This window comes from Micromonospora sp. WMMD1082, assembly GCF_029626175.1.
Lineage (GTDB): Bacteria > Actinomycetota > Actinomycetes > Mycobacteriales > Micromonosporaceae > Micromonospora.
The window spans coordinates 3,447,002-3,468,151 of sequence record NZ_JARUBM010000002.1; the positions used below are offsets into that span (position 1 = coordinate 3,447,002).

The window sequence follows — 21,150 nt, forward strand, 5'->3', positions numbered from 1 at the left end:
GCAGCACCGGCCGGCACCCGGCAGGAGAGCCGCGACGGAGGTGCCGCGTGGCCGAGGCGGTCGGCCCTGCACCACTGGATCGCCTGCCGGCAGGGTGACCAGGACGGCCGCCGCGGTCAGTCGGCAGCCTCTGCCGTCTGGCGGGCTGACCCTGTCCGACTCGCCGCAGGGATGTCGGGAATCGCGGTGGCGGTGCTGGTCGAGGGCTGGGTCGGCCTGGTGGTGGCGCTGCCGACGGTCGTGTTGCTCGACCGGCTGCTCCGGCGGATCGAGCCGCCGGCCGTCCGGCGCCGTCGGCTGCGCGCCGCGGCCGACCTCCCGCTCGCCGCCGACCTGCTGGCGGCCGCCCTCAAGGCAGGGGCGCCCGTGGAACGCTCGGTGCTCGCCGTGGCCGACGCGCTCGGCGGTCCGCTGGCGGGCCAGCTCGGCCGGGCCGGTCGGACGCTGCAACTCGGCGGCGACCCGTCGGAGGCGTGGGCGCATCTCGCGACGGTGCCGGGAGCGCACCGCATCGCCACCGCCGCGATCCGCTCGGCGAGCAGCGGGGCAGCTCTGGCGGGGGCGCTCACCCGCCTGGCCGACGACCTGAGGGCCGACCGGGCCACCGCACTCGAGGCGGCCGCCCGCCGGTCGGGTGTGCTGATCGTGCTCCCCCTGGGCCTCTGCTTCCTGCCCGCCTTCATTCTCGCCGGTCTGGTGCCGGTGATCGTCGCCGTGCTCGGCGACGTGCTGTGAAACCCATCGAGAAGGGACGAACACGTGCGCAGAATCCTCGCCCGCCTTCGCGGGGACGCCGGGATGAACACCGCAGAGTACGCCGTCGGAACGCTGGCCGCGGTGGCCTTCGGCGGTGTCCTTCTCAAGGTGCTGACCTCCGACGGTGTGCAGTCCGCGTTGACCGCCGTCATCGACCGGGCGCTGAAGTGACCGGGCGCCGGCCGGCCGGTCGTGACCGGGGGTCCTTCACCGCCGAGATGGCGGCCGGCCTGCCGGCGCTGGTGCTGCTCCTGCTCGCCGGGCTGACCACGGTCAACGCGGTCAGCACCAGGGCGGCCTGCCTGGACGCGGCCCGGGAGGCGGCACTGGCCGCCTCCCGGGGCGAGCAGGGCGCCGCAGCCGGCCGTGAGCACGCTCCGATGGGCGCGGAGGTGACCGTCGTCCGGGAGGGTGATCGGGTCCGGGCGACGGTCCGTGCTCCCGTTCGCGCCCTCGGTGCCGACCTGCCCGCTGTCACCGTCGTGGCCACGGCCGTCGCCGCGGTCGAGCCGGGCGTACCCGAGCCGCAACCATGAGGCGAGCCGCAACCATGAGGGCCGTGGCGACCCGCCCCGATCTGCCCACCCGTTGGCTGGCCCTCCTCGCCCATCGCCCCAGTCGGTGCCGCGGCCGGCGTCCCCACCGTTACCCAAAGAGATCTTGGTGCGGGACGGCCCTCCTGAGGGCGATTCGGTACCAAGATCCAAAAAGAGATCGCGGTGGGGCGACGATCTGCCTGCTCGCGGTGGGGCTGCTCTTCGTCGTGGCCGGTGTCTTCGGCGCCGGGGTGGGCGCCGCACGGGTGGCGCGTCAGCAGGCCCGGGTCGCCGCCGACTTCGGTGCCCTGGCCGGCGCGGCGCGGGCACTGCAGGATGAGCCGACGGCGTGTGCCCGGGCGGGGGAGCTGGTCGCCGCGAACGGCGCCCGGTTGGTCTGGTGCCGGCTCGACGGGCTGGACGTGCTGGTCACCGCGGAGGTGACCGTCGACCCGCTGCCCGGCCTGACCGGAACTGCCCGGGCCACCACCCGGGCCGGCCCGCTGCGTGGCTGACCGGCGCCGGCGGCCAACCAGGGCCGCTGGCCGGGAGAAACGTCACCGCTAGCCGGGAGAGACGTCACCGCCGGCCGGGAGAGACGTCATGACGACACGTGGGCCGGCCCCTGCCGGGCGGGGGCCGGGTCCTGGGTGGGCGACAGGTGACGCCGAGTCTGGCCTCAGCGGCCCTGGAGGGCGTCGAGGGCGACGGCCATGGCGATCACCAGGCGGCGGTCGATCTGCGGGTACTGGATCTCGACGACGTACCGGTCGCGCAGGCCCCACTTCTTGACCACCGAGAAGACGGGCTGGCCGTCCGCGACGAAGTCGAAGTGGTACGGCAGCCAGGACAGCGACTCGATGAAGCGGCGCAGCACCGCCACCGGCAGACTCCGCTCCTGGCCGATGATCTCGGGCAGGCCGGCCTGCTCGACGTGCCAGGTCGAGCGGAGCAGGGACTGTGCGAAGTTCTTGCGGAACAGGCCGATCGGGTTGCCGGCGTGGTCGGTGACGTCGTACGTGGCGCCGAGGTCGAGGCGCTGGCGTGCCTTGAACCCGAGCAGCGGCTGCTGCTTGGAGTCGTCGGTGTAGATCGTTACCTGCTCCTTGAAGGCGAGCCGCTTCTGCTGGGCGAACGCCAGCAACCCGCCCTCGGAGCCGTCCGGCGCGACACTGTGGACCTCGTACTGGTTGACCATGAACCGCAACCGCTGGCGGATGTGGAACTGGTGCTGCGTCTGCAAACTGTCGAGCTGCATGAGATCTCCTCAACTGTGGTGGGCCGGAGTGTCGCACAGCCCGGCAACGACGCAGCGCCGCCGTCGGCGGCGCAGCGCCGCCGTCGCGACTCAGCGAGGGCCGTCGACGATCGATCGGTGCGCCATCGTGGTGAGCATCTGCTGGATGGTGCGCAACCGTTCGTTGATCTGCTCCAGCCGCTCGGCCTGGGCCAGGGTGGCGAGCGCCGTACCCAGGGCGATCAGCTGATCGACGTCGAGCTTCTCCTGGTCGATGGTGTAGAGCAGGTCGACGGTCTCGGCGATCGTGTCGGCCACGGCCTCTCCTCCAACTGCAGACAACGGACGGCAGGCATGGCGCTCGATGGAAGCGCTCCCACCATCATTGCCCGAGAGCCATGGATTACACACCCCCATGGATCATTCCGGCAGGTTGGTGAGTACCACGTCGAGCACCCGGATCGCGTCCGGCTTGGACAGTGGATTGTTGCCGTTACCGCACTTGGGCGACTGCACGCAGGACGGGCAGCCGCCCTCGCAGCCACACTCGGCGATCGCATCGCGGGTGGCGCGCAGCCAGGACGCCGCCATGCCGTACGCCCGCTCCGCGAAGCCGGCACCGCCGGGGTGGCCGTCGTAGACGAACACGGTCGGCGCCTCGGTGTCCTGATGCACCGCCGTGGACAGGCCGCCGATGTCCCACCGGTCGCAGGTGGCGACCAGCGGCAGCAGGCCGATCGCGGCGTGTTCGGCGGCGTGCAGCGCACCCGGCACGTCGGCCGGATCCACCCCGGCAGCGGCCAGTGACTCGGGGGAGAGGGTGAACCAGACCGCGACGGTACGCAGGTCGCGCGCCGGCAGGTCCAGCGGGCGGGTGTCGATCACCTCGCCGGTGGCGATCCGCCGCCGCTGGTAGGACACCACCTGGCTGGTCACGTCCACCTCGCCCAGGAAGAGCCCGACCGGGCCGGCGTCGACGTACGACCGCACCGACACCACCGACAGCGAGGTGACGTCTCGGGCATGGGTGGACCAGTCCGGCTCCTCGGGGCGTACCAGCGCGCACCCGTCGTCGAGATCGAGCGAGTCGACCACGTACGACACTCCCTGGTGCAGGTAGACCGCGCCGGTGTGCAGCAGGAAGTGCGACGAACCGCCGTCGACCGTGCCGAGCAGCCGGCCGGTCGCCGCCTCCACCACACAGACCGGGGCACCACCCTCGCCGCGCAGGTCGACCTCGGGCCGTTCCCGGTGCCGCCAGTACCAGCCGGTCGGCCGCTGCCGCAACGCACCCGCCTCGACCAGCGCCTGGACGGCCTCCTTGGCGCCGGCACCGAAGAGTTCCAGGTCGGCTGCGGTCAGCGGCGCCTCGGCCGCCGCGCAGGCCAGCTGCGGACCGAGCACGTACGCGTTGGCCGGGTCGAGCACGGTCGCCTCCACCGGTGCCCCGAAGACCGCCTCCGGATGGTGCACCAGGTAGGTGTCCAGGGGGTCGTCCCGGGCCACCAGCACCGCGAGAGCCTCCTGGCCGGACCGCCCGGCGCGACCGGCCTGCTGCCACAACGACGCCCGGGTGCCCGGGTACCCGCAGATCACGACCGCGTCCAGGCCGATCAGGTCGACCCCCAGCTCCAGGGCGTTGGTCGAGGCCAGCCCCAGCAGGTCGCCGTGCAGCAGCGCGCGTTCCAGCTCGCGGCGTTCCTCGCGCAGGTAGCCGCCCCGGTAGGCGGCGACCCGGCCGCCGAGCCCGGGTACCGCCTCGTCGAGGCTGCGCCGGGCGCTGGTCGCCACCACCTCGGCGCCGCGCCGGGAGCGGACGAAGGCCAGCGTGCGTATGCCGGCGGCGACGGTGTCGGCGAGCAGGTCGGCGGTCTCCCGCAGCGCCGACCGGCGGACCTGGGTGAGATCAGCCCCGTCCGCCGGCTTACCGGCAACCGGGCCACCAGCGGTCGGACCACCGGAGGCCGAACCGCCGGAAACCGGGCCGCCGGAGGTCGGACCACTGGAAGCGGGGCCATCGGAGGTTGGGCTGCCGGGGGTCGGGGCGCCGGAAGCCGGGGTTTCGGGAGCCGGCGAGGGGGCGGACGAGCGGGTCGGGGAGGGTGCGGCGGCATCGGGGGGCAGCAGCGGTGGCTCCCACAGCGCGAAGGTCACCCCGGCCCGTGGCGAGGTGTCCTCGGTGACGGCGGCCACCGGCAGGCCGGTCAGCCGGCCGGCCGCCGCGGCCGGGTCGCCCGAGGTCGCCGAGGCCAGCACGAACGTCGGGCCAACGTCGCGTCCGTACCGCGCGCACTGCCGCCGCAGCCGGCGGAGCACGTGGGCGACGTGGGAGCCGAACACACCCCGGTAGACGTGGCACTCGTCGATCACCACGTACGCCAGCCGGCGCAGGAAACCGGACCACTGGGCATGGCCGGGCAGGATGCCGTGGTGCAGCATGTCGGGATTGGTCAGCACGAACCGGGAGTACCGCCGGATCCACTCCCGTTCGGCGCGCGGAGTGTCGCCGTCGTAGCAGGCCGGGCGTACGCCCTCGATCTCCAGGGCGGCGAGGGCGCGCAACTGGTCGGCGGCGAGCGCCTTGGTCGGCGCCAGATAGAGCACCGTGGCGCGGGGGTCGGCGAGCAGCGTGGCCAGCGCGGGAAGTTGGTACGCCAGGGACTTGCCGGACGCGGTGCCGGTGGCCACCACCACGTGCCGGTGGTCGTACGCCAGGTTGGCCGCCTCGGTCTGGTGCCGCCACGGCGCCGTCACCCCGCGCCGGGCGTACGCCGCGCGTAGCTCCTCCGGAGCCCAGTGTGGCCACGGCGCCGGCACCCCGGCGCGGGGCGGCACCCGCTCGACGTGGGTGATCGGGTCGGCGGCGTGCCGTTGCCGCAGCCGGCGCAGCAGATCGCCCGGGGAGATGGTGGCGCCCGTCGCGGTGACGGCGGCCGGGGCGATGGCGGCTGGGGCGGTGCCCGGTGGCGGCTCGGCGTCACGGCCGGTGGATACGCTGGCTGCCGAGGTCACGTCCTGCACTCTCGCACTGGTGTTCGGAAATGGGAAATCGACGTGCCGGGTGCGGATGGAGCTGTCCCGGTGAGTCGTCAGCCGGACCGTGGGGTAGTGGTTAGATGCCCAGAGAGTTTACGGCTGTGCGAGGAGGACCGATGGAGCTGTCGCTGGCGACCCGTACCGTGGGCGAGCACACGGTGCTCGAGGTCGGCGGTGAGGTGGACGTCTACACCGCCCCCCGGCTGCGCGAGCGGCTCCTCGAACTGATCGACGGCGGGGCCCGCCACGTGGTGGTCGACCTCGGCCGGGTGGACTTCCTCGACTCGACCGGGCTGGGCGTGCTGGTCGGCGCGCTCAAGCGGCTGCGCACCGCCGACGGCACCTTCGCGCTGGTCTGCGACAAGGAGCCGCTGCTCAAGATCTTCCGGATCACCGCGCTGGACCAGGTCTTTCCGCTGCATCCGACGGTCGAAGCGGCGACCGGCGCCGGCCAGTGATGGCCACGGTCCGGCTCTCCTTCTCGCCCGCTCCGGTGCACGTGCGCACCGCCCGCCTGGTCGGCGTCGCGGTGGCCCGGCGCGCGGGGGTCCGCGAGGATCTGCTCGACGAGGTGCGGCTGGCCATCGGTGAGGCGTGCACCCGCGCGGTCGCCCTGCACCGCCAGTACGGCCTGGCCGAGCCGGTGCTGGTGGAGATGTCCGACTCCGGGGCGTACGCGGTGCGGGTGGTGGACCGGGCGCCGATCGAGGCGGGCATCGGGCTCGCCGCGCTCGACGCCGACCAACTGGCCAACGAGTCGCTGAACGAGGACGACCTGACCACCGGTGTCGGGTTCGCCCTGCTCGCCGGCTTCGTCGAAGATCTCCAGGTCCGGCCCGTCGAGGACGGCATCGGCACCGAGGTGCGAATGGTCTGGCCGGTCGCCCGCTGAGCCCGGCCCGGCCCGGCCCGTTGAGCGCCCGGCCCGCTGAGCCTCGCCGGCCGCGCGGCAACCCGAGCCGCGACAACCGAGATCGGGCCTTCGTCGCCGCATTCCCCGGCCGGGAATGCGGCGACTTTCGGAATGGATCAGGCCCTATATCAGATTTCGGTTCATAACACAGCGACGAAGATCATCGAGACCTGGCGCCACCTCGGTGTGACCTCGAACACGGCGGAGGGCTAGAGTACGCGGGTTGTCAGCAAGTGATCCACCGGGCAGCCAGCGCAGATGGTCGTCCGTCACCGGTTCGCCACGGTGGGTCGGCGCGCGCTTGCGAATTCGCATCCAGGCGCCGGTCGGTGCGTCTCCACCGGCCGGCGCGTTGTTCGGCACAGGAGGACACAGATGTCCGACACCTTGGCCGCCGAGGGCGGCGGGATCTCCCTCACCGGAGCCAATGTCACGTACGTCGTCATCGCCGCGGTGATCGCGCTGGTCGCGCTCGCCTTCGCCGCCGCGTTGACGAAGACGGTGCTGGCCGCCGGCAAGGGCACCACCAACATGCAGGAGATCTCCGGGGCCGTGCAGGAGGGCGCCTCCGCCTACCTGTTCCGGCAGTTCCGGACCCTGGCGATCTTCGTGGTGATCGCCGTGGTGCTGCTGTTCCTGCTTCCGGTGCACAACACCGACGGCAGCGAGACCGCGGTGAAGATCGGTCGTTCGCTCTTCTTCGTGGTCGGCGCGCTGTTCAGCGCCTTCATCGGTGGCGCGGGCATGTGGCTGGCCACCCGGGCCAACCTGCGGGTGGCGGCCGCCGCCCGGGAACGCGAAGGCGGCCGGGAGTCGGCCATGAAGATCGCCTTCCGTACCGGTGGGGTGGTCGGCTTCCTCACCGTCGGTCTCGGCCTCTTCGGCGCCGCGCTGGTGGTGCTGATCTTCCGGGGTGACGCGCCGACGGTGCTGGAGGGCTTCGGCTTCGGCGCCGCGCTGCTGGCCATGTTCATGCGGGTCGGCGGCGGCATCTTCACCAAGGCCGCGGACGTCGGCGCCGACCTGGTCGGCAAGGTCGAGCAGGGCATCCCCGAGGACGACCCGCGCAACGCCGCCACCATCGCCGACAACGTCGGTGACAACGTCGGCGACTGCGCCGGCATGGCCGCCGACCTCTTCGAGTCGTACGCGGTCACCCTGGTCGCGGCGCTGATCCTGGGCCGGGCCGCGTTCGGCACCGACGGCCTGGTGCTGCCGCTGATCATCTCCACGATCGGTGTGCTGGTCGCGATCATCGGCGTCTTCATCACCCGGCTGCGCGCCTCCGACCGCAACGGGCTGACCGCGATCAACCGGGCGTTCTACCTCTCCGCGTTGATCTCGGCGGTGCTGGTCGCGGTGGCCACCTTCGCCTACCTCCAGCCGTCCTGGGCGGCGCAGCTCGGCGACGACTGGCGGGACACCCTCAACGTGACCGGCGGGGATCCGCTCTTCGGCCCGCGTGGCGTGGTCATCGGCGCGGTCGTCATCGGCATCGTGCTGGCCGCCGCCATCCAGGCGCTGACCGGCTACTTCACCGAGACCAACCGCCGGCCGGTGCAGGACATCGGCAAGAGTTCCCAGACCGGCCCGGCCACCGTCATCCTCGCCGGCATCAGCGTCGGCCTCGAGTCGGCGGTCTACTCGGCGCTGCTCATCGGTGCCGGCGTCTTCGGCGCCTTCCTGCTGGGCGGCGGCTCGATCACCCTCTCGCTGTTCGCCGTGGCGCTGGCCGGTACCGGCCTGCTCACCACCGTCGGCGTGATCGTCGCGATGGACACCTTCGGCCCGATTTCGGACAACGCCCAGGGCGTGGCCGAGATGTCCGGCGACGTCGACGAGCACGGCGCCCGTACCCTCACCGAGCTGGACGCGGTGGGCAACACCACCAAGGCGATCACCAAGGGCATCGCGATCGCCACGGCGGTGCTGGCCGCGACCGCGCTGTTCGGCTCGTACACCGACACGCTGCGCCTCGCGTACGCCGACGCGGGGGTGACCGACGTCGGTGGCGAGATCCTCAACGCGCTGAACGTGGCCAACCCGCAGAACCTGGTCGGCCTGATCATCGGCGCGGCGGTGGTGTTCCTCTTCTCCGGCCTGGCGATCAACGCGGTCTCCCGCTCGGCGGGCGCCGTGGTGATGGAGGTCCGCCGGCAGTTCCGCGAGCTGCCCGGGATCATGGACGGCACCCAGCGGCCGGAGTACGGCAAGGTCGTCGACATCTGCACCCGGGACGCGCAGCGTGAGCTGCTGACCCCCGGCCTGCTGGCGATCCTGGCGCCGATCGCGGTCGGGTTCGGCCTCGGGCCCGGCGCGCTGGCGTCGTACCTGGCCGGCGCGATCGGGGCGGGCACGCTGATGGCGGTCTTCCTGGCCAACTCCGGCGGTGCCTGGGACAACAGCAAGAAGATGGTCGAGGACGGCGCCTACGGCGGCAAGGGCTCCGAGGCGCATGCGGCGACCGTCATCGGCGACACGGTCGGCGACCCGTTCAAGGACACCGCCGGTCCGGCGATCAACCCGCTGCTCAAGGTGATGAACCTGGTGGCGCTGCTGATCGCGCCGGCCGTGGTGGCGTGGAGCGTGGGCGAGGACCGCAACGTCGGCCTGCGGATCACCATCGCGGTGGTGGCCACGCTGATCGTCGTCGCGGCGGTGGTGTTCAGCAAGCGCAAGAGCATCGCGATGGGCGACGACGCCGACAGCGGCTCCGGCACTGCGGACCCGCGGCCGGAGGAGATCAAGGCCTGACCCGTACGGCACCCCGGTCCCCGGTCGGCGATCCGCTGGCCGGGGACCGGTCGCCTGTCCGGAGCCGGCACTCACGGCCGGTGCCGACCAGCAGGAGAAGCCGTACGCTGCAACGCATGCGTACGTGCCGGGCGGCAGCCGCCGGAAAGCTCACGGTGCTCCTGGCCACGCTGATCCTGCTGGCCGCCGCGTGCGGGTCCAGCGGCCCCAGCCCGCGGGCCTGGGCCGCGTCGGTGTGCTCGGCGCTGACCCCGTGGCGGGCCGAGATCAGCAAGCTGACCAGCAGCACCGACCAGCAGATGACCGCGCAGACCACCCCGGCGCAGGCCAAGGAGAACCTGGTCCGGCTCTTCGGTGGGGCCGAGGAGGCCAGCGAGACCGCCCGGCGGAAGGTGGAGCAGGCGGGGGTGCCGGAGGTCGAGCACGGCGAGGAGGTCTCCGCCGGCTTCCGGGCCTCGCTCGCCTCGATGCGGGACGCCTACGGCCGGGCGCGGACCACCATCGACGGGCTGGGCACCGGCGAGGCCACCGCCTTCTACGACGGCGTACGGGCCGCGGTGGAGACCCTCCAGCAGGAGTACGACGCGAGCGCGCTGGACACCAGCCAGCTCAACTCCGAGGAACTGAAGCGCGCCTTCGACGAGGTACCCGAATGCCGCTGAGCGGTTCCGGCGAGACACCGGCGGTGCAACCGCTGCCGGTGGCCTTCCCGCCGCCCGCCGCGGCCGCACCGGCGACCCGCCGGCGCGGCGGGACCGGTCGACGGAGCACCGCCGCCGACCCGGAGACCGGGACGGTGTCCGGCGACGATCCTGCGGCGCAGCCCACGGCGGGGCCGACCGACCCGGCTACCGCCGACCGGCAACTGGTCTTCTTCGGTGCGGAGACCGGTGACCCCTCCGTGGCCGACCTCGCCGGGCTGCTCGCCGGGCCGGGCGAGGTCCACCGGATGGGCGGCACCGCCCGGTTGACGGTGGTGGTGGACGCCGCGTGGCGGGTGCACGTGCTCATCGGCGAGCTGGCCCAGCGGGGTGTCCGGGCCACCTGGGCGGCCACCGAGGCCCAGCGGTACGCGGTGCGCACCGCGTACACCCGGACGATCGTGCCGCTCGCGGCGGCCTGGCTGCGCGGCCCGACGCAGCACCCGCCCCCCGGGTTCCAACTCGACGGCCGGCGGCTGCGTCTCTGGCTCGCAGCGGCCGGGGGGGCCGGCGCGGGCGGAGCAGCCGGGGTGGGCGATCCACCGGACTTCCTGCTCCACCTCGGCGGCAGCGATCCGCAGCGGTGGGCGGCGGTGGGTGCCGCCCTGGCCGCGGTCGGGCTGGCCGGCGAGCTGGTCGAGCCCGGCTCCGGCGGACCCGCGTACCGGATCGCGGGACGCCGCCGGACGATGCGGCTGGCCGAACTGGTCGGTGAGCGCCCGTCGGCGGCCCCGCCCGCGGCCTGGCCGGTCCGGCGTTGATCGCGGCTGACGCCGCGCTGACGTCCGGTCCGGGCCGCTGACGCCCCGGTCGACGCGGCCGCCCCATTGTCCGATCAGGGACACTCGGGTGTCGGGGAACACACGGGGAATCGGCCCTGTTCCACCTACACCGAGGGGCTGTCGTGGTCACAGCGGCCCGCTTGACACCCTACCCAGGGTGTACGGTGACGCCGTCCGGCGTGACCACCGCTCGTCCCGGGCGGATTGCCGCCCGCGAAACCCGAAACACGGACGGCGCGTTACGTTGGACATCCGGAACGCCGGGTACCGGTGGGTCGAGTGCGCCCGGAGGCGGCCAGATGCGGCCATTGAGTGGGAGTGGGGTCGAAACAGACGTGCCGAGCAACGCTGGAACCACCCGTCTGGTCATCGTCGAGTCTCCGGCGAAGGCCAAGACGATCTCAGGCTACCTCGGCCCGGGGTACGTCGTGGAGGCCAGCTTCGGGCACGTCCGCGACCTGCCCCGCAACGCCGCCGACGTGCCCGCCCGCTACAAGGGCGAACCGTGGGCGCGGCTCGGTGTCGACGTCGACAACGGCTTCCACGCCCTCTACGTCGTCTCCGCCGACCGCAAGCAGCAGATCAGCAAGCTGACCAAGCTCGCCAAGGAGGTCGACGAGATCTTCCTGGCCACGGACGAGGACCGCGAGGGCGAGGCGATCGCCTGGCACCTGGTGGAGACGCTCAAGCCGAAGGTGCCGATCCGGCGGATGGTCTTCCACGAGATCACCAAGCCGGCGATCCAGGCGGCGGTGGCCAACCCGCGGGAGATCGACCGCGACCTGGTCGACGCCCAGGAGGCGCGGCGCATCCTCGACCGGCTCTACGGCTACGAGGTCTCCCCGGTGCTGTGGAAGAAGGTCATGCCGAGGCTCTCGGCGGGCCGGGTGCAGTCCGTGGCGACCCGGATCGTGGTCGAGCGGGAGCGGCAGCGGATGGCCTTCCGCACCGCCGAGTACTGGGACATCCTCGCCACCCTCGCCGTGACGAACCAGGGCGAGGGGCCGCGCAACGTCAACGCCACCCTGGTCGCGCTGAACGGCGACCGGATCGCCACCGGCAAGGACTTCGAGCCGACCACCGGTCGCGTGCGCGCCGGGGCGGGCGTGGTGCACCTCGACGAGGGCGGCGCGCGGGGGCTCGCCGCCCGGCTGGAGGGGCGGCCGTTCACCGTCACCCGGGTCGAGGAGAAGCCCTACCGGCGTCGCCCGTACGCGCCGTTCATCACCTCCACGCTCCAGCAGGAGGCGGCCCGCAAGCTGCGGTTCTCGTCGCAGCAGACGATGCGCACCGCGCAGCGGCTCTACGAGAACGGCTACATCACCTACATGCGTACCGACTCGGTGAACCTGTCGGAGACCGCCATCGCCGCGGCCCGCCGGCAGATCGTCGAGCTGTACGGCGAGCGCAGCGTGCCGCCGGAGCCGCGCCGCTACACCGGCAAGGTGAAGAACGCGCAGGAGGCGCACGAGGCGATCCGCCCGGCGGGGGACAACTTCCGCACCCCGGGTGAGGTGGCCAAGGAGCTGTCCGCCGAGGAGTTCAAGCTCTACGAGCTGATCTGGCGGCGCACCATCGCCTCGCAGATGACCGACGCGGTCGGCTCCAGCGTCTCGGTGCGGATCCGGGCGACCACCACCGCCGGGGAGGAGGCCGACTTCGGCGCCACCGGCAAGACCATCACCGACCCGGGCTTCCTGCGCGCGTACGTCGAGTCCAGCGACGACGAGAACGCCGAGGCCGAGGACGCCGAGCGCCGGCTGCCGAACCTGGTGAAGGACCAGCCGCTGACCGCCGAGGAACTGGCGGCCCAGGGCCACCACACCCAGCCGCCGGCCCGCTACACGGAGGCGTCGCTGGTCAAGGCGCTGGAGGAGCTGGGCATCGGCCGTCCCTCCACGTACGCGTCGATCATGCAGACCATCCAGGACCGGGGGTACGTCTTCAAGCGCGGCCAGGCGATGATCCCGTCGTTCCTGGCGTTCGCGGTGATCGGGCTGATGGAGCGGCACTACCCGCGCCTGATCGACTACGACTTCACCGCCAGCATGGAGAACGAGCTGGACGAGATCGCCGGCGGCGACCACGCGGCGGTCGACTTCCTCACCGCCTTCTACTTCGGCACCACCAACGGTGCCGGCGACCAGGACATCGCCCGTTCCGGCGGGCTGAAGAAGCTGGTCACCGAGAACCTCAGCGACATCGACGCGCGCAGCGTCAACTCGATCCCGCTGCACACCGACGACGAGGGGCGTGAGGTGGTGGTGCGGGTCGGCCGGTACGGGCCGTACCTGCAACGCGGGGTGCCCGGCGAGGAGCAGGCACCCGCCGCGGAGGGCGAGGAGGGTGCCACCCCGGGCGACCGGGCGCCGATCCCGGAGGGGTTGGCACCGGACGAGCTGACCCCGGAGAAGGTACGCGAGCTGTTCCTCGGCGGCGCGGGCGAACGCAAGCTGGGCGACGACCCGGCGACCGGGGAGCCGATCCTGCTCAAGTCCGGCCGATTCGGCCCGTACGTGGCCAGCGGCGAGCGCAAGTCCTCGCTGCTGCGCTCGCAGTCGCCGGACTCGCTCACCCTCGACCAGGCGCTCAAGCTGCTCAGCCTGCCCCGGCTGGTGGGGGTGGGCCCGGACGGCGCCGAGGTGTTCGCCAACAACGGCCGCTACGGCCCCTACGTCAAGCGTGGTGACGAGTTCCGTTCGCTGGACTCGGAAGACAAGATGTTCACCGTCACGCTGGACGAGGCGCTGGCGCTGCTGGCCGCCCCGAAGACCCGCCAGCGCCGGGCCGCCGCCCCGCCGCTGCGGGAGATGGGCGCCGACCCGCTGACGGAGAAGCCCCTGGTCATCAAGGATGGCCGGTTCGGCCCGTACGTCACCGACGGGGAGACCAACGCCTCCCTGCGACGCGGCCAGACGCCCGAGGCGCTGACCCTGGAGGAAGCCTCGGAGATGCTCGCCGAGAAGCGGGCAAAGGGCCCGGCACCGAAGAAGGCCCCCGCCAAGAAGGCCCCCGCGAAGAAAGCCGCCGCCAAGAAGACCCCGGCCAAGGCGACGAAGGCAACGAAGAAGACGGCCGCCGCCAAGTCCACCCCGGCCAAGAAGACCACCACCGCCCCCACCACCGACTGACCCTCCCGATCTTGGTACGGCGGGGCGCGGGCGCGGGGCGTCAGCCGAGGAGGGTGGATAGGTAGGGGGTGGTGAGGGTGTGGTGCGGGTCCAGGTGGGTGCGGAGGGCTTGGAAGTCGTGCCAGCGGGGGTAGGCGGGGGCGAGTGACCCGGCATCGCGCCAGTGCAGCTTGCCCCAGTGCGGCCGGCCGCCCAGCCCCATCGCCACCTCCTCGAAGGCCCGGAAGTACGGCTCGTACGGCATGCCGACGTACTGGTGCACGGCGACGTACGCCGACTCGCGCCCGTGGGCGGGCGACAGCCAGATCCCGTCGGCGGCGCTGAACCGCACCTCGACCGGGAAGAGCACCGCGAACGGCAGCCCGTGGACGATCCGGCGCAGCGCGTCGAGCGCGTCGACCAGGGCTTCGCGCGGCAGCGCGTACTCCATCTCCAGGAAACGGACCCGGCGCGGGCTGCAGAAGACGGCGTCGGAGCGGCCGGTGTAGCGACGCTCGCCGAGTGCCCGCGCGGAGAACGCGCTGATCCCCGGCGCCAGGGCCGGCACCGCACGGCCGAGCCGGCAGGCCCCGGCGAAGACCGTGTTGGCCAGGAAGTCGTCGTCCAGCCAGCCGCGCCAGCGGGGCAGCGGCAGGTCGTCGACGGCCACCCGGTCGTTCGTCTTGAGCTGCACCCGGCTGGTGCCCGGGAACCAGAAGAACTCGACGTGGTCGTGCGCGTCGACCAGGCCGGGCAGCTCCGCCAGTACGGAGTCCAGCGACGCCGGGCGCTCGTGTGCCCGCAGGACGAAGGCGTCCACGCACCGCAGCGTCACCTCGACCAGCACGCCGAGCGCGCCGAGCGAGACGCGGGCCGCGTCGAACACGTCGGGGTGCTTCTCGGCGGAGCAGCGCAGCACCTCACCGGCCCCGGTGACCAGGGTCAACGCCTCGACGAAGGTGGCCAGGCCGCCGTGTGCCGCCCCGGTGCCGTGGGTGCCGGTGGAGATCGCCCCGGCCACAGTCTGTGCGTCGATGTCGCCGAGGTTGGGTAACGCCAGTCGGTGACCGGCGAGCAGGGCGTTCAGCTCCCGGAGCGTCATTCCCGCCGGTACCGTGACGAGACGCCGATCGACGTCCACGCGTACGTCGATGGCGAGTCGGGTCAGGTCCATCCGCTGTCCGTCGGCGACCGCGACGGGGGTGAAGGAGTGGCCGCTGCCGACCGGGCGGATCCGCTCACCGGCCTCGACCGCGCGGCGGACTTGGTCGGCGGCCTCGTCGACCGAGGACGGGCGCAGCACGGCGGTGGCCACGCTGTGCTGGTTGCCGGCCCAGTTGGACCAGCCGGCTGCCTCGGCGGCGGTGCCTGCGACCATCGGCACACTCCTCTACACGAATATGAACCGAAGTCATATCAGGAACGTTGTCCCTGGTAAACACCGCAATCGAGGTCCGCTCGTTGTACCGGTAGTCACGGTCTCGTGACGTGCAGATATGTTCATCCGTCGAGAGGGGGTGGCGAGTGTCCACTTCAGCCGCCACGACCGGGCCACTGCGTCGTGTGCCAGTGCAGGGTCGTAGTGTCGCGCGTGTCCAGCGGATGCTGGACGCCTGCGCCGAGCTCGTCGACGAGGTGGGGTACGAGGGGCTGACCACCACCCTGCTCGCCGAGCGGGCCGAGGTGGCGATCGGGTCGGTCTACCAGTTCTTTCCGGACAAGCGGGCGATCGTGCAGGCGTTGACGCTGCGCACGATGGAGTCCTACCTCCAGCGGCTCGATGAACGCTTCGCCTCGGACGACCTGACCCACTGGTGGGACGGGGTCGACGCGGGGATCGATGAATACATCACGATGCACCGCACCGTTCCCGGGTTCCGTACCCTGCACTTCGGCGACGTGGTCGACCTGCATCTGCTCGATGAGCAGCGCGACAACAACGGCGTGATCGCCGACCAGCTTGCCCGGGTGCTTTCCGAGCGGTTCGGGCTGGCGGGCGTGCCCGACCTGCGCTTCCACCTGGAGATCGCGGTCGAGGCGGCCGACGCCCTGATCAAGCTCGCGTTCCGGCGCAAGCCGGACGGCGACGATCGGGTGCTGACCGAGGCGAAGGCGCTGATCCGCGAGTACCTGCACCGTCAGGTGAACGCGCGGGGCGACGCCGGCCGCCGGTCGGTGGTGCAGCCGGCGAAGCCGGCCGACGACCAGATCACCGACGCCGAGCAGGCCCAACCGGCGGCGCAGCCCGCCTGACACCGACCGGCAGCGCAGCCCGCCTGACACCGACCGGCGGCGCAGCCCGCCTGGCACCGGTCAGACGGCCCAGCCGGCGAGCAGGCTCAGTCGGTCAGAGGAAGGCGCGGCCCTCGCCCCGGTAGGTTGGCACGGTGGCCACGACGTGGTCGCCGTCCACCAGGTGCAGCTCGTTGACCCGTTCGCACAGCTCGCCCGACTTGGCGTGGCGGAACCAGACCCGGTCACCGACGCGCAGGGCGGCGGCCGGCGTACCGGTCAGCGGCGTCTGCACCTCGCCGGCCCCCTCCGCGCCGAGCAGCTTGAGGCCGGCGGGCAACCACGGCCGGGGCAGCCGGCTGCGGTCGGCCGAGCCGGAGGCGATCCAGCCACCACCGAGCACGGTGGCCAGGTCGGGTGCCGGTCGTCGGACCACGCCGCAGGCGAAGAAGGCTGCCGGGGTCGGCCGCCAGGCGCGGTACGCGTCGAACAGCGTCGGGCCGTACAGCCCTGATCCCGCGGTGACCTCGGTTACCGCGGGATCGGCGCCGGTCGCGGCCACACTGCCGGTGCCGCCGCCGTTGACGAACTCCAGGTCGGCGTGCTCGCGTACGGCGGCCACCGCCGCGCTCCGGCGGGCCAGCAGCTCGCGGTACGACCCGCGCTGGGCCAGCCGGATCGCGGTGCCGAGCGCCGCCCGCCCGGGCGGTGCGTCGCCGAAGCCGGCTATCTGCGCCTCGTACGACATCAGCCCGACCAGCCGGAAGCCGGGCCGGCCGGCGACGGTGGCGGCCAGCCGGCCGACCGCCCGCGCGCTGTGCACCGGTGAGCGGCGCACGCCGAGGTGCACCCGCCCGCCCAGCAGCCGCCAGGAGGCGTCCAGGTCGAGGCAGACCCGGAGTTCGGACCGGTTACCCGGTGGCGCGACCGTGTCGCAGAAGTCCAGCTGATCCGGGTCGTCGACCATCAGGGTGACCGCCTCGGCCAGCGCCGGGTCGGCGCCCAGTTTGGCCAGCGCGGCCCGATCGACCGTGGGGTACGCCACCAGCACGTCGGCGCTGATCCCGGTGCCTACCAGCCAGATCGCCTCGGGCAGGGTGAATGCCATCACCGCGTGCCAGCCGGGGCGGGCCAGCGCGCGGGCGATCAGATCGCGGCTGCGCAGCGACTTGCTGGCGACCCGTAGCGGCTTGCCGCCGACCCGGTCGACGAGCGCGGCGGCGTTGGCGTCGAAGGCGGTGAGGTCGACCACCGCGTACGGGGGGTCGAGGTGCGCGGTCGCCCGGTCCAGCCGGTGGCGCAGTTTTTCGCTGTCGGTGGCCACGTGTGCACGCTAACTGTGAAACGGTTAATGCGAAATGCCCTCGCGTCTGCCCGTGCGGGCCGGGCTGGCCACGGCGGCCTAGGCTCGGCGAGCAGGCGGTGCACGACGGGAAGACGTCCCTGTCGGGTCTAGAGTGTTCCACCGGGGGTGCCCAGCGATGGGCCGGCACGTGGAGGTACGGCCATCGAAAGCCAGTTCAACGGCGAGTCGTCCGGCGTGTCGCCGGCCGCGGACCAGACAGCCGACGCTTCCGGCACATCCGGCCGGCCCGGGCCGACGGCGAATCAGCCCGGCGAGCCGGCGGGTCAGCCCGGCACGGCGGAGGCGCAGAGCCCGTCGGGCGGGCCCGGTGGCCAACGCGACCTGACCGGATACGGCGCGATCCGCTCGGTGTTGCGCATCCGGCCGTTCCGCCGGCTCTGGATCGTGCTCGGCGCGGCGTCCTTCGGCGACTGGCTCGGCCTGCTCGCCACCAGCGTCTTCGCCGCCGCCCAGGTCGAGGGGAGCACCGCCAAGGGTGCGGCCTTCGGTGGTGTGATCGCCGTCCGGCTGCTGCCCGCGCTGCTGCTCGGCCCGGTCGCCGGGGTGCTCGCCGACCGGTTCGACCGGCGCTGGACGATGGTCATCTGTGACGTGCTGCGCTTCGTGCTGTTCGCGTCCATCCCTCTGTACGCGCTGACCGGCGCCAGCGGTGCCCGGGTGGTCAGCTGGGCGGCGATCGCCACCTTCCTGATCGAGACGGTCACCCTGCTCTGGATCCCGGCCAAGGAAGCCGCGGTACCGAACCTCATCCCGCGGGCCCGGCTGGAGTCGGCGAACCAGCTCACCCTGATCACCACGTACGGCCTGACCCCGGTCTTCGCCGCGATCGTGCTCTCGTCGCTCGACGGCATCGTCCGGGGCGCCACCGGCGGCGAGGTCCCCAGCTGGGCCCAACCGGCCCAGCTCGCGCTCTGGTTCAACGCGTTCTCCCGGCTCGCCACGGCCGTGGTGGTGGCCTTCGGCATCAAGGAGATCAGCCAGGGTCAGACCGACGAACGGGAGCGCACCGAGCAGAGCATGCTGCGCCAGTTCACCGAGGGCTGGCGGTTCATCGGGCAGACCCCGCTGGTCCGGGGGCTGGTCTTCGGCATCCTCGGCGCCTTCGCCGGTGGCGGCGTCGTCATCGGCACCGCCCGGTTCTTCGCCGACTCGCTCGGCGCCGGTGACGCCGCGTTCTACCTGCTGTTCGGTGCGATCTTCGTCGGCCTGTCGATCGGCATCGGGCTCGGACCGATGATCGTCCGCGACATGTCCCGGCGCCGCTGGTTCGGCATGAGCATCGTGCTGGCCAGCGCCTCGGTGATGACGCTGGCGTTCGCCATCCACCTGTCCATGGCGCTGGTCGGCGCGATCCTGGTCGGGGCCGGCGCCGGGATGGCCTTCCTCTCCGGCACCACCCTGCTCGGCGGCGAGGTCGCCGACGAGGTACGCGGCCGGGTCTTCGCCGTGGTGCAGATCGGCACCCGGATGGTGCTGATCCTGGCGATCGCGCTGGGCAGTCTGCTCGCCGGCGTCGGTGGATCCCGCACGCTGACCATCGCCGACCTCGGCATCTCCGTCTCCTCCACCCGACTGCTGCTGCTCGCCGCCGGCGCGGCCGGGATCTTTGCCGGGATCAGCGCCTTCGGCCAGATGGACGACAAGAAGGGCGTTCCGGTCCTGGCCGACCTGTGGGGGTCGATCCGGGGCCGTCCGCTGATGCCGGCCGAGCCGTTCGTCTCGGCCGGGCTCTTCGTGGTCTTCGAGGGCGGCGAGGGCGCAGGCAAGTCGACCCAGCTCGGCGAACTCGCCGAGCGGCTGCGGAGCCAGGGGCGCGACGTCGTGGTCACCCGGGAGCCGGGCGCGACCGGCATCGGTGCCCGGATCAGGTCGCTGGTGCTGGACACCACCGCCGGGGAGGCACCCTCGCCACGTGCCGAGGCGCTGCTCTACGCCGCCGACCGGGCGCATCACGTGGCCACCGTGGTCCGGCCCGCCCTGGTCCGGGGTGCCGTGGTGATCAGCGACCGGTACGTCGACTCGTCCCTGGCGTACCAGGGCGCCGGTCGGACGCTGCCGGTCGACGAGGTCTCCTGGCTCTCCTCCTGGGCCACCGGTGGGCTCAAGCCCGACCTGGTGGTGCTGCTCGACATCGACCCGCGCACCGGGCTGTCCCGGGTCGCCGCGCGGAGCGAGACCGTCGACCGGCTGGAGGCCGAGTCGGTCGCCTTCCACGAGCGCGTCCGCTACGCCTTCCTCGACCTCGCCGCCGCCGACCCGAAGCGCTACCTGGTGCTCGACGCCGCCAGCCCGGTCGAGGAGATCGCCGAGCAGGTCACCCGCCGGGTGGAGGAGTTGCTCGGCAGCCCCGGTGGGATCGAGCACCCGGGCCCGGCGCACGGTCCGGACACCTCGGTGCAGCCCGAGTTATCCCCGTCGGAGCTGGTGACGACGGAGCGGACCTGATGCCGGACGCCTTCGCCGACCTGGTCGGGCAGGACGAGGCGGTGGACACGCTGCGCCGGGCGGCCGCGGCTGCCGCCGCCGTGCTGCGCGCCGCCGGTGAGCCGGAGGCGGGGGGCGGCAGTGACCCGGGTGGGGGGATGACCCACGCGTGGATCTTCACCGGCCCGCCCGGCTCGGGCCGGTCGGTCGCGGCACGCGCCTTCGCCGCCGCGCTCCAGTGCGGGCAGGGCATCGGCTGTGGCCAGTGTCCGGGCTGCCACACCACGCTCGCCGGTACCCACGCCGACGTACGGCTGGTGGTCCCCGAAGGGCTCTCCATCGGCGTGAACGAGATGCGGGCCCTGGTGCTCCGGGCGGCCAGCACCCCGTCCGGCGGGCGCTGGCAGGTCGTGATCATCGAAGACGCCGACCGGCTGACCGAGGCGGCCGGCAACGCGCTGCTCAAGGCGGTGGAGGAACCGCCACCGCGTACGGTCTTCCTGCTCTGCGCGCCCTCCACCCACCCGGACGACATCTCGGTGACCATCCGGTCGCGGTGCCGGGTCGTACCGCTGCGACAGCCATCCGCCGACGCGGTGGCCGAGGTGCTGGTCCGCCGGGACGGCATCGCTCCGGACGTGGCCCGGTGGACGGCGGCGGCCACCCAGGGCCACGTGGGGCGGGCCCGGCGGCTGGCCCGCGATCCGCAGGCCCGGGCCCGGCGGGAGGCGGTCCTCGCGGTGCCGCGCCGGTTGACCGGGGTGGGTGCCGCCTTCGACGCCGCATCGGCGCTGATCGAGGCGGCCGAGGCGGAGGCCGAGGCGTCGGTCGTGGAGATCGACGCCGCGGAGCGCGCGGCGCTGGAGACCGCGCTCGGCGCGGGCGGGACCGGCCGGGGGGCGGCCGGCGCGGCCCGGGGGGTCGCCGGGCAGCTGAAGGACCTGGAGCGGCGCCAGAAGTCGCGGGCGACCCGGGCCCAGCGGGACGCGCTGGACCGGGCCCTGGTGGACCTGGCCGGCTTCTACCGGGACGCGCTGACCATGGCGCTGGGTGCGTCGGTGGCGCCGGTGCACACCGACACCGCGGAGCAGGCCGGGGCCGGCGCCAGCCGTTGGCAGGCCGAGGGGGCGCTGCGGCGCCTGGAGGCGGTGCTGGCCTGTCGGACGGCGATCGAGGCCAACGTCAAGCCCCGGATCGCCGTCGAGGCGATGATGCTCGCCCTCTGGAAGGGCTGACCACCGTCGCGTCGGTCCGGCCGAGGGCGGCAGCCGTCCCGCAGCCCGGACCGTTATCCACAGCCATC

Annotated in this window: 18 protein-coding genes; 13 read left to right on the forward strand and 5 right to left on the reverse strand. The window is 72.9% G+C overall.

Annotated elements, in window-relative coordinates; translation table 11 throughout:
* The first annotated feature begins 171 nt into the window (after positions 1-171).
* The 4 genes from O7615_RS15905 (at position 172) to O7615_RS15920 (ending at position 1,807) form a co-directional block, all read left to right on the forward strand.
* Positions 172-735 carry a type II secretion system F family protein gene (locus O7615_RS15905; protein WP_278182117.1) on the forward strand — a complete coding sequence of 188 codons (564 nt, stop codon included), beginning with the start codon at positions 172-174 and terminating at the stop codon, positions 733-735.
* Positions 736-798: 63 nt separating this feature from the next.
* The gene (locus O7615_RS15910) at positions 799-927 is read left to right on the forward strand and encodes a DUF4244 domain-containing protein (RefSeq protein ID WP_205808979.1); all 129 of its coding nucleotides are present in this window, start codon (positions 799-801) and stop codon (positions 925-927) included.
* Entirely contained in the window at positions 924-1,292 is a 369-nt protein-coding gene (locus tag O7615_RS15915) for a TadE family type IV pilus minor pilin (protein ID WP_278178408.1), read from the forward strand. Before O7615_RS15910 ends, O7615_RS15915 begins: the two co-directional genes overlap by 4 nt.
* A 143-nt stretch (positions 1,293-1,435) precedes the next feature.
* Positions 1,436-1,807, forward strand: a complete 372-nt coding sequence (locus O7615_RS15920; RefSeq protein ID WP_278182118.1) for an Rv3654c family TadE-like protein — start codon at positions 1,436-1,438, stop codon at positions 1,805-1,807.
* A 164-nt stretch (positions 1,808-1,971) separates the two neighbouring features.
* On the opposite strand, the gene O7615_RS15925 is transcribed toward O7615_RS15920, so the two are convergent.
* The 3 genes from O7615_RS15925 to O7615_RS15935 all read right to left on the reverse strand — a co-directional run bounded on the left by O7615_RS15925 (position 1,972) and on the right by O7615_RS15935 (position 5,541).
* Positions 1,972-2,550, reverse strand: coding sequence for a hypothetical protein (locus O7615_RS15925; protein WP_278178409.1), 579 nt, complete (start codon positions 2,548-2,550; stop codon positions 1,972-1,974).
* A 90-nt stretch (positions 2,551-2,640) separates the two neighbouring features.
* Positions 2,641-2,847, reverse strand: coding sequence for a hypothetical protein (locus O7615_RS15930; RefSeq protein WP_278178410.1), 207 nt, complete (start codon positions 2,845-2,847; stop codon positions 2,641-2,643).
* Between the two features lie 102 nt (positions 2,848-2,949).
* On the reverse strand, positions 2,950-5,541 hold the full coding sequence (locus tag O7615_RS15935) for a DEAD/DEAH box helicase (RefSeq protein ID WP_278178411.1): 2,592 nt from the start codon (positions 5,539-5,541) through the stop codon (positions 2,950-2,952).
* A 140-nt stretch (positions 5,542-5,681) separates the two neighbouring features.
* Here O7615_RS15935 and O7615_RS15940 point away from each other — a divergent pair, with 140 nt between their 5' ends.
* The 6 genes from O7615_RS15940 (at position 5,682) to topA (ending at position 13,846) form a co-directional block, all read left to right on the forward strand.
* The gene (locus O7615_RS15940) at positions 5,682-6,023 is read left to right on the forward strand and encodes an STAS domain-containing protein (RefSeq protein ID WP_278178412.1); all 342 of its coding nucleotides are present in this window, start codon (positions 5,682-5,684) and stop codon (positions 6,021-6,023) included.
* The gene (locus O7615_RS15945; RefSeq protein ID WP_278178413.1) at positions 6,023-6,457 is read left to right on the forward strand and encodes an ATP-binding protein; all 435 of its coding nucleotides are present in this window, start codon (positions 6,023-6,025) and stop codon (positions 6,455-6,457) included. Before O7615_RS15940 ends, O7615_RS15945 begins: the two co-directional genes overlap by 1 nt.
* A gap of 396 nt (positions 6,458-6,853) precedes the next feature.
* The gene (locus tag O7615_RS15950) at positions 6,854-9,232 is read left to right on the forward strand and encodes a sodium-translocating pyrophosphatase (RefSeq protein WP_278178414.1); all 2,379 of its coding nucleotides are present in this window, start codon (positions 6,854-6,856) and stop codon (positions 9,230-9,232) included.
* Positions 9,233-9,348: 116 nt separating this feature from the next.
* On the forward strand, positions 9,349-9,894 hold the full coding sequence (locus O7615_RS15955; protein ID WP_278178416.1) for a hypothetical protein: 546 nt from the start codon (positions 9,349-9,351) through the stop codon (positions 9,892-9,894).
* Complete coding sequence (locus tag O7615_RS15960) at positions 9,885-10,694, forward strand: hypothetical protein (RefSeq protein ID WP_278178417.1); 810 nt, start codon at positions 9,885-9,887, stop codon at positions 10,692-10,694. Before O7615_RS15955 ends, O7615_RS15960 begins: the two co-directional genes overlap by 10 nt.
* A 356-nt stretch (positions 10,695-11,050) precedes the next feature.
* Positions 11,051-13,846 (forward strand): type I DNA topoisomerase, encoded by a 2,796-nt coding sequence (gene topA, locus O7615_RS15965; protein WP_278178418.1) that lies wholly within the window; start codon positions 11,051-11,053, stop codon positions 13,844-13,846.
* A gap of 40 nt (positions 13,847-13,886) precedes the next feature.
* On the opposite strand, the gene O7615_RS15970 is transcribed toward topA, so the two are convergent.
* Positions 13,887-15,203, reverse strand: coding sequence for a D-arabinono-1,4-lactone oxidase (locus O7615_RS15970; protein ID WP_278178420.1), 1,317 nt, complete (start codon positions 15,201-15,203; stop codon positions 13,887-13,889).
* Positions 15,204-15,427: 224 nt separating this feature from the next.
* Here O7615_RS15970 and O7615_RS15975 point away from each other — a divergent pair, with 224 nt between their 5' ends.
* A complete protein-coding gene (locus O7615_RS15975) occupies positions 15,428-16,078 on the forward strand; it encodes a TetR family transcriptional regulator (RefSeq protein ID WP_278182119.1) in 651 nt (216 codons plus the stop codon).
* Positions 16,079-16,172: 94 nt separating this feature from the next.
* Here the strand turns inward: O7615_RS15975 and O7615_RS15980 are convergent, their stop codons facing one another.
* Positions 16,173-17,381 (reverse strand): amino acid deaminase/aldolase, encoded by a 1,209-nt coding sequence (locus tag O7615_RS15980; RefSeq protein WP_278178421.1) that lies wholly within the window; start codon positions 17,379-17,381, stop codon positions 16,173-16,175.
* Positions 17,382-17,771: 390 nt separating this feature from the next.
* On the opposite strand from O7615_RS15980, the gene tmk reads away from it, so the two are divergent.
* Both tmk and O7615_RS15990 read left to right on the forward strand, forming a co-directional pair.
* Entirely contained in the window at positions 17,772-19,868 is a 2,097-nt protein-coding gene (gene tmk, locus O7615_RS15985; protein WP_278182120.1) for a dTMP kinase, read from the forward strand.
* Entirely contained in the window at positions 19,868-21,082 is a 1,215-nt protein-coding gene (locus O7615_RS15990; RefSeq protein WP_278178422.1) for a DNA polymerase III subunit delta', read from the forward strand. Before tmk ends, O7615_RS15990 begins: the two co-directional genes overlap by 1 nt.
* Positions 21,083-21,150: the final 68 nt, after the last annotated feature.

Coding starts and splice junctions, on each gene's coding strand:
- O7615_RS15955 (WP_278178416.1), top strand. CDS start 9,349: ATGCGTACGTGCCGGGCGGCAGCCGCCGGAAAGCTCACGGTGCTCCTG.
- O7615_RS15940 (WP_278178412.1), top strand. CDS start 5,682: ATGGAGCTGTCGCTGGCGACCCGTACCGTGGGCGAGCACACGGTGCTC.
- O7615_RS15990 (WP_278178422.1), top strand. CDS start 19,868: ATGCCGGACGCCTTCGCCGACCTGGTCGGGCAGGACGAGGCGGTGGAC.
- O7615_RS15905 (WP_278182117.1), top strand. CDS start 172: ATGTCGGGAATCGCGGTGGCGGTGCTGGTCGAGGGCTGGGTCGGCCTG.
- O7615_RS15925 (WP_278178409.1), bottom strand. CDS start 2,550: ATGCAGCTCGACAGTTTGCAGACGCAGCACCAGTTCCACATCCGCCAG.
- O7615_RS15910 (WP_205808979.1), top strand. CDS start 799: ATGAACACCGCAGAGTACGCCGTCGGAACGCTGGCCGCGGTGGCCTTC.
- O7615_RS15975 (WP_278182119.1), top strand. CDS start 15,428: ATGCTGGACGCCTGCGCCGAGCTCGTCGACGAGGTGGGGTACGAGGGG.
- O7615_RS15950 (WP_278178414.1), top strand. CDS start 6,854: ATGTCCGACACCTTGGCCGCCGAGGGCGGCGGGATCTCCCTCACCGGA.
- O7615_RS15970 (WP_278178420.1), bottom strand. CDS start 15,203: ATGGTCGCAGGCACCGCCGCCGAGGCAGCCGGCTGGTCCAACTGGGCC.
- O7615_RS15945 (WP_278178413.1), top strand. CDS start 6,023: ATGGCCACGGTCCGGCTCTCCTTCTCGCCCGCTCCGGTGCACGTGCGC.
- O7615_RS15960 (WP_278178417.1), top strand. CDS start 9,885: ATGCCGCTGAGCGGTTCCGGCGAGACACCGGCGGTGCAACCGCTGCCG.